General features: G+C 41.0%; 6 protein-coding genes. 3 read left to right on the top strand and 3 right to left on the bottom strand.

Annotation, left to right across the window (positions count from 1 at the left end):
- Window positions 1–111 precede the first annotated feature (111 nt).
- The 3 genes from KI210_RS04045 to KI210_RS04035 all read right to left on the bottom strand — a co-directional run bounded on the left by KI210_RS04045 (window position 112) and on the right by KI210_RS04035 (window position 3,672).
- On the bottom strand, window positions 112–2,124 hold the full coding sequence (locus KI210_RS04045; protein WP_212780611.1) for a KUP/HAK/KT family potassium transporter: 2,013 nt from the start codon (window positions 2,122–2,124) through the stop codon (window positions 112–114).
- Between the two features lie 103 nt (window positions 2,125–2,227).
- Window positions 2,228–2,602 carry a hypothetical protein gene (locus tag KI210_RS04040; protein ID WP_371870181.1) on the bottom strand — a complete coding sequence of 125 codons (375 nt, stop codon included), beginning with the start codon at window positions 2,600–2,602 and terminating at the stop codon, window positions 2,228–2,230.
- 146 nt (window positions 2,603–2,748) lie between these two features.
- Entirely contained in the window at window positions 2,749–3,672 is a 924-nt protein-coding gene (locus tag KI210_RS04035) for a hypothetical protein (RefSeq protein ID WP_212780609.1), read from the bottom strand.
- A 255-nt stretch (window positions 3,673–3,927) separates the two neighbouring features.
- Between KI210_RS04035 and KI210_RS04030 the strand changes: the two genes are divergently transcribed.
- The 3 genes from KI210_RS04030 (at window position 3,928) to KI210_RS04020 (ending at window position 7,132) form a co-directional block, all read left to right on the top strand.
- A complete protein-coding gene (locus tag KI210_RS04030; RefSeq protein ID WP_212780608.1) occupies window positions 3,928–4,170 on the top strand; it encodes a DUF2922 domain-containing protein in 243 nt (80 codons plus the stop codon).
- A 497-nt stretch (window positions 4,171–4,667) separates the two neighbouring features.
- Window positions 4,668–5,888 carry an SLAP domain-containing protein gene (locus tag KI210_RS04025; protein ID WP_212780607.1) on the top strand — a complete coding sequence of 407 codons (1,221 nt, stop codon included), beginning with the start codon at window positions 4,668–4,670 and terminating at the stop codon, window positions 5,886–5,888.
- A 26-nt stretch (window positions 5,889–5,914) separates the two neighbouring features.
- On the top strand, window positions 5,915–7,132 hold the full coding sequence (locus tag KI210_RS04020; protein ID WP_212780606.1) for an SLAP domain-containing protein: 1,218 nt from the start codon (window positions 5,915–5,917) through the stop codon (window positions 7,130–7,132).
- Window positions 7,133–7,177 lie beyond the last annotated feature (45 nt).

Genomic DNA, 7,177 nt, shown 5'->3' with positions numbered 1-7,177 from the left:
TTGAGAAATAGAGGCTATGGCCTCTTTTTCTTGCGCAATAAAAAATCCTGTTAACAGGATATCATATAGATAAACCATCAACAGGAAAAATTATAGAGCCTTTTTTAATGGCTATTTTTGGCCGTTTTTGAAATCGATCGGTTTAACCCGTTTAATGTAAGACGGATTAGGCTTACCCAAGATCAACGGTACGCGTTCAATGACCGTGTCAGCATATTCAAGGCCAAACCAGCTAGCCGGATTGCTTGAAAGATTTTGCAGCCAAACACGGGCGGTTACGATCCATTTTTCATAGCCAGTCAATTGCGTTTGGGGACTAACCACATCGTTGACGATAACAAATGAAAAGTCACCAACGTCACGCCCAGGAGTAGTAGTGTACTCTTGTGGCTGGGCTTCAATTGTCCCATCCGCGATCAATTCGTGAACGATTTGTCGCAGATAGACGTTAACGCTTGACTGCTTTTTAAACCCTAGATAGAGTTGGATGTTAATGACATTCTTCGTGCCATAAGTGTTGATGGCATATTCAGCAGTATAAGGTTCATTCGTAACATTTACAGTCACGAACCAGTAAGCTTTAGCACGTTTTGGTCGCTTATCCAGAATTGAGTAGAGGACCTCACGCTTGATAAACTTATTGTATTTAACCTTAGCCATGTAGACTAAGTTAGTCGCATAGGTTGGATAATCTTCGTCGTGCGACAAATTCGTCAGCATGTTTACATATTCATCTAAGCGAACATATGAATTTTTAGCTTCGCGCTTATCCCGTACCTTATTGCCGAAGTACCAAATATACATGATGATTCCGATAAAGCCGGCAATAATGACGGTCACATAGCCTCCGTGAACAAACTTGGTCATGCTCGAAATGAAGAACATGAATTCGATTGACCCGAAAAAGAGGGTGAAGACGATGCGCCAGATGAGATGAATTCCGATACTGCCGAGATATTCATTCAATAAAATGGTCGTCATCAGCATTGTTACGGTGATGGCCAAACCATAGGCAGCTTCCATGTGTTCAGATGTTTGGAACAGGAAGACGATCCCAATTGTGGCTGCACAAAGCATTTTATTAACAGAAGCAATATAAATTTGTCCCTGCTCGGTGGAAGGATATGAAATATTCATCCGCGGCAAGAATTTCAGGTTGGTAGCTTCTGAAACTAAGGTAAATGAGCCGGTGATTAAGGCTTGGGAGGCAATAATTGCGGCAATGGTTGCCAAGGCAATTGCAAATAGCCGCCAAGATTCCGGAATTGCTTGGAAAAATGGGTTGAAGTCACTAGTAACTTTGGCGTCAGTATTTTGCAGGATCCAAACGCCTTGTCCCAAGTAATTCAAGGCCAAGCAGAGGAAAACAAAGGGCCACGAACCGACGATATTAGCCTTGCCCACATGGCCAACATCTGAATACAAGGCTTCTGCCCCGGTCGTTGCTAGGAAAATCGACCCTAGGATAAAGATCCCTACTTTATTGGCAGGGCTAAATAGGATTCTAACTGCCCAGATGGGGTTAATTGCCTCAAGCAAGGACCAGTCATGCGATAAGTTCATGATACCGGTAATGCCCAAAAAGCTGAACCAAACCAGCATAATTGGCCCAAAGGCCTTACCAATCAAGGCTGTACCCATGCGCTGGATTAAAAACAGTACCAGCAAGATGCACACGGTAATGATGATGACCGTGGTTTGGCTGGAAACCGGCACTCCTTGTCCCAAGGTCATGCCTTTTAGTCCTTCAATCGAAGTTGTAACAGTTACTGCTGGCGTTAAGGTACCATCTGCCAATAAAGCAGCACCACCGACCAGGGCAGGGACTACTAACCATTTTGCTCGTTTACGAACTAGGGCATACAGGGCAAAAATCCCACCTTCACCGTGGTTGGTTGCACGAAGGGCGATGATTACGTATTTAACAGTCGTTAATAAAGTAACTGTCCAAAGAATTAACGAAATTGAGCCAACAATCAATTCCCGACTAGCACTGTGAATGCCGCCATTTTCGCCCAAGATCGACTTCATAACGTAAAGGGGACTAGTCCCAATATCGCCATAGACGATCCCAATTGCGATTAGGAACCCAGTCGCAGTGAGTCGTTTATTCTTCAGTTCCATATTTTTCTCCTCAAAAGTTCTTTAATCAAAAAAGAATGCCAATTATGTATATTGACATTCTTCTTGATTATATTTTCTTATATTTTGTTATAAATGACAAGAATTATGATAAAGAACCTTGGATTTCGCTCCGGCGCTTTTCGTACCAGTTTTGCCAGTCTTCGTAGCTTGCCATAGTTTCAGGATCAACTCCCGAATCTTGTTTAATCTTGTCCAGAATTGCCATGAAATTATGATCATGGTTTTGCAAAACGTGCTTGATCAAAGCCTTACGAGAGAAGCTCAAATTATCAATCAAGTAGTGGTTAATATCCATCATGTTATTATTGGAATCATATAGGTTCATTACTTCTAAGTCATGACGGGTAAATTCTGAAATGTAGAAGTTGGCAAAGGTTACTAAGTATTCAGGTTGTTCCTTGTATTCTTCAGCTGGCATAGTTACCCGGTTGGCTTCCGGCATAACTACTTTGAACATGTCTTCTTGCGCTTGTTGAGCTTGATCTTCGCTAGCTTCAGCATGAACATTTTTATCTTCAGTCAAAGTGGTGCGCTCCTTTTATAAAAAAATCACTAAAAAGTCAATAGTAATTTTACTTGTTCTTGCGAATAAAAGCAACCAAACTAATTCTTCGGTGCCAAGTAACCTTCAATATCGCTCTTGGTAATTGAATTTGGCGTAGTATGGCCATTCTTGTAGGCATAACGGTACATGTTGATAATATCTTGCGGACTCCAGCCATTGCTGTCATATCCTAGTGCCTTCATGCGTTTCTTAATCTGAGTCAACTCGCTGCTGGTTACCGTTGAACCGCCGACGGACTTATTACCAGCCTTAGTTTCGTCGCTGCTGCCAGCACCACCGGTATCAGCGCTGCTTGAACTAGATGAACTAGAAGAACTTGATGATGAGCTAGAAGATGAACTAGAACTCGATGATGAACTTGATGAAGAACTTGAAGCAGCCTTAGCCTTAGCTTCGGACTTGGCAGTCTTTAATCTTTTGGCTGCCAATTGCTTGTAGTGCTTGTAGTATTTGCCGTTAATATATGGCAAATCAAGCACTTGTTGGTAGTATTTAGCCGCCTTAGCATATTTTTCTTGGTTTGAAGCTTGTTCCGCCTTCTTAAATAGCGGTTTGATTTCGTGTTCGTAGTTGTCTTCGACAGCGCGCACGGTTTTACGCAATTTCTTAGCTTGCTGAATCATTAAGTCGTAGCCGCCATTGCGATTAATCACAGTGGTCAGGGCCTTAATGGCAGCGGCATATTGGCGCTGGTCTAGCCGATCGTGGGCAGTAACCATTTTGCCTGCTTGACTAGCGTAGGCTTTGGCAGTACTGGTTTGCTTTACGCCATAAGCTTGGTCAAAGTATGATTTTGCTTGGTCATAAGCTTGGTTTTTGACAGCCGTTTTACCTTCATCCATATATGACGAATACTTTGTAGCTGTTTCATTTTGCTGATTTTGTTGATGGGTATAATAGAGGCCGCCTCCAGCCAAAACAATGACTATAGCGACAATAACCCCAATTACGGAACGTTTCATTATTGTAACTATCCTCTCTTAATACTTTTCTTCTGTTTAGAATTATACCAGACTCAACAACAATGAATATTTTCGAAAGCTTTAAATTAAGATGTCTAGTTTGATGAACTTGCAACGTTAGTAATATTGTAAGGGCTGCAGCACTTATAAAAACTTAATTCAGACCTAGTCATTTAGGGTAAAAAAGCTTAAACCAACTAGCTAGGAAAAGATACAACTAGCTACCGTGATAACTAGCAAGATAAGGAGACTAACATGACTAAGACAACTAAGACTTTGAAGCTGATTTTTGTTAACGGAGCCGGCAAGAAGAGTTCATTGAGTTTGGCAAATGCACGTCCAGACTTAGACAAGGCCAGCGTAATGAAGGCGATGGACACGATTGCTCAGGCAAATATTTTTGCAAAGGATGGTGTCGATACTTATCAAATTGTTGACTCTGCTCAATACATTGAAAGAACTGTTACGCCTATTTTTGACTCAGAGGCCAAAAACTAAATCCCAAGCAGTCAATTTCCAAATCAATTTTAGAAATGCAGCGACAATTTGCATTTTATTAACTGATAAAAATTAATCTTAATTCAAGAGGTACATGCGTGAATTGGCATGTACCTTTTGTTGTAGCCGATTAAATAATCCGCTTTTTACATCAAATAAAGCGCTTAGTTCTTGCTCGTGCCTCTGTTTTAGCTTGAAAAAAGCATAATTTTTTGTAACAAAACAGGGCGGTAATTTGTAATATTTGCTTGTGATTCGTAATTTTAGCTATAAATTATTAAACAAAAGCAATAAAGCTAAATTTATGTTCAAAGCCTTAGATAACAAGTTTAGAAAATATCAACGATTAAAAAAACAGGGGTGATTTCAAAATAGGCCAAAAAAGTGATGAAAATAGGTGCTGGTTTATTACTTTTTAACTACAAAAGCGCTTACCTTATTGTTTACTAATCAAATGCTCGGTACAATAGATTTGATTTCAAGGGGGAAAAAAGAACATGAAGACAAGATTATTCGCTGGAATTGCGGCTACCACATTATTAGCTACGACTGTTCTTCCGGTTACCAACAGCTTATCTTTCACCAAGCGTGCCCAAACGCAAAAAGTTCAAGCTTCGACCACAACTTCTGCTTTTTTGACCAAGGCTGCTAGCCAAGCACAAAAAGCTTCTAAGAAATATGGCGTGTACCCATCAGTGATGATTGCACAAGCAATTATTGAATCTGCTTGGGGTACTTCAGGCTTAGCAACAAAAGCTAACAATTTATTTGGGATGAAGGCCGACGACGGTTGGAGCGGAGCAACCTATTCTGCCAGAACACGTGAAGAAATTAATGGCCAAAGCATATACATTACGGCCAAGTTTCGTAAGTATTCCAATTGGGAAGCTTCCTTTGAAGACAATGGCAAGAAATTGCGTGATGGTGTCAGCTGGCAAACTAATCGCTATGCTGGTGCCTGGATTGAAAAGGCTAGCTCTTATAAGGCCGCTACCAAGGCTTTAACTGGTACCTATGCAACTGCTTCAAACTATAATACGATTTTAAATAGCCGAATTAGTGCCTACAACCTAACGCAATACGATCCTAAAATTTCTAAGACTTCTAAAAAATATTATGCGGCCATGAATGCCAAAACTTACCAATGGCCAACTAATCACAGTGTTTCTAAAACTAAGAGTTCGATTGTAAAGGGTAAGACCTATACGGCCACCAAGACAATTACCTACTACAATGGTACGCAACGGATGTACTTGAAGGGCAAAGGCTGGGTTAACAGCACAGTGCTGACGACGACTAATCCAAATCCAACTTCGACCCAGGCAGCCTCAGCAATTAAAGACTTCACCACAACTACTGCCACTAAGAAGACCTTGATGCACAATGCCTATGTTTATGATAGTACTAGAAAACGCGTAAGCGGCACCGGTTCACTCAAGGCCTTTAAGAAGCTTAATACTTACGGCTACATCACGATTAGTGGTAAGAAGTACTACAAGATTGCTAATAACCAATATGTGGCAGCTGGCAATTTTGATGGCAGTACGCATAGTTTGAAGCATAATGCGTATGTCTATAACGGCTCAGCTAAGCGCACCAACAAACGCGTTTACAAAAAGGGTACCAGCCTTAAAACCTATGGCTCTGCGGTAACCATTAAAGGTAAGAAGTACTACGTAATCGGCGTGCGGCAATACGTTAAGAAGAATAACTTTTAGAATCAATACTAGGAGAAACTAAGAATATGAAGTTAAAAAATATTGTTATTTCTGCGGTGGCTGCTTTAACCTTGGGCAGTACTTTAGCAGAAGTGGGAGTTGGTAGCAAAGCAACTGTTGATGCTGCTTCGATTAACAGTACTGCTCAGACATATAGTTATGTCGGAACTAGCTACTTGTACAAGATCCTGAAAGCAGCTGGAATTACTTATAATAAGTTTTATAAGGACAATAAGATTACCTATCGGAAAGGTAAACCTGAAGGAATTGTAGTTCACGAAACTGCCGACTCTGGCGCAACTGCTTATAACGAGGCAATTTTCTTTAACCGGGAATGGTCAAATATTTCTGCTTATGTTCATGCCTTTGTTGATGACAAGCAGGTTATCCAAATGATGACCACCAAATATGGCGTTTGGGGTGCCGGTGCGATTGCTAACAAACGCTTTATTCAAGTGGAATTAGCAGAAGTTTCTACTCGGGCTAAATTTGCTAAATCAGTTAATAACGATGCGATTTACATTGCTCGCTTGCTGCACCAATGGAATTTAAAGCCTAATGATGCTCATTATGATGGTTCGGGTACGATTTGGTCACACTACGCTGTTTCTAAATACTTAGGTGGTACTGACCATACTGACCCAGTTGGGTACTTCTCAAAGTGGGGTTATACTTTTAGTCAATTCTACCAATTGATTAAGTACTACTACAATTTGCAAGGGGCAACTACCAACACTTCTAGTGCAAGCAGTTCCTCATCGAAGACTAGTTCTTCGTCAAAAGCTAGTTCTTCATCGAAGGCTAGCTCATCATCCAAGGCAAGTTCTTCATCAAAGACTAGTGCAAGCAGCTCTACTTCTTCTAATTCAACCCAAGCCGCTAAGGCAACCGTTGTTAAGAAGACTTTGAAGCACAATGCATATATTTACACCAGCACTGGTAAGAGAACCAAGACCTTGAAGCGCGCTGGCACGACCTTTACTGTGACTGGCACCAAGACCATTAAGGGACGTAAATACTACCACGTGGGCAGCAACAAGTATGTAGTTGCTTCTAACATTGATGGTACCCTTAGAACTTTGAAACACAATGCTTACGTTTACGACACCGTTGGCTTTAGAAAAGGCACGACAGTCTTGAAGAAGGGCAAGCGCGTAAGAACTTATGGCGGAAGAGTGAAGATTGGCAAGAAGTACTACTACCAAACTTCAGTATCAACTTTCGTTAAGGCTGGCAACTTCTAAAAGTTAACTTTAGATACAATAAGACCCTAGATCAGGAATTGCTTG

The sequence above is a fragment of the Lactobacillus corticis genome, assembly GCF_018327645.1.
GTDB lineage: Bacteria > Bacillota > Bacilli > Lactobacillales > Lactobacillaceae > Lactobacillus > Lactobacillus corticis.
This window is presented reverse-complemented; position numbering and strand designations above follow the sequence as displayed.

Excerpts from the sequence above, each read along its gene's own strand:
- KI210_RS04045 (WP_212780611.1), bottom strand. The coding sequence starts at position 2,124 with ATGGAACTGAAGAATAAACGACTCACTGCGACTGGGTTCCTAATCGCA.
- KI210_RS04030 (WP_212780608.1), top strand. The coding sequence starts at position 3,928 with ATGACTAAGACAACTAAGACTTTGAAGCTGATTTTTGTTAACGGAGCC.
- KI210_RS04035 (WP_212780609.1), bottom strand. The coding sequence starts at position 3,672 with ATGAAACGTTCCGTAATTGGGGTTATTGTCGCTATAGTCATTGTTTTG.
- KI210_RS04020 (WP_212780606.1), top strand. The coding sequence starts at position 5,915 with ATGAAGTTAAAAAATATTGTTATTTCTGCGGTGGCTGCTTTAACCTTG.
- KI210_RS04040 (WP_371870181.1), bottom strand. The coding sequence starts at position 2,602 with ATGTTCAAAGTAGTTATGCCGGAAGCCAACCGGGTAACTATGCCAGCT.
- KI210_RS04025 (WP_212780607.1), top strand. The coding sequence starts at position 4,668 with ATGAAGACAAGATTATTCGCTGGAATTGCGGCTACCACATTATTAGCT.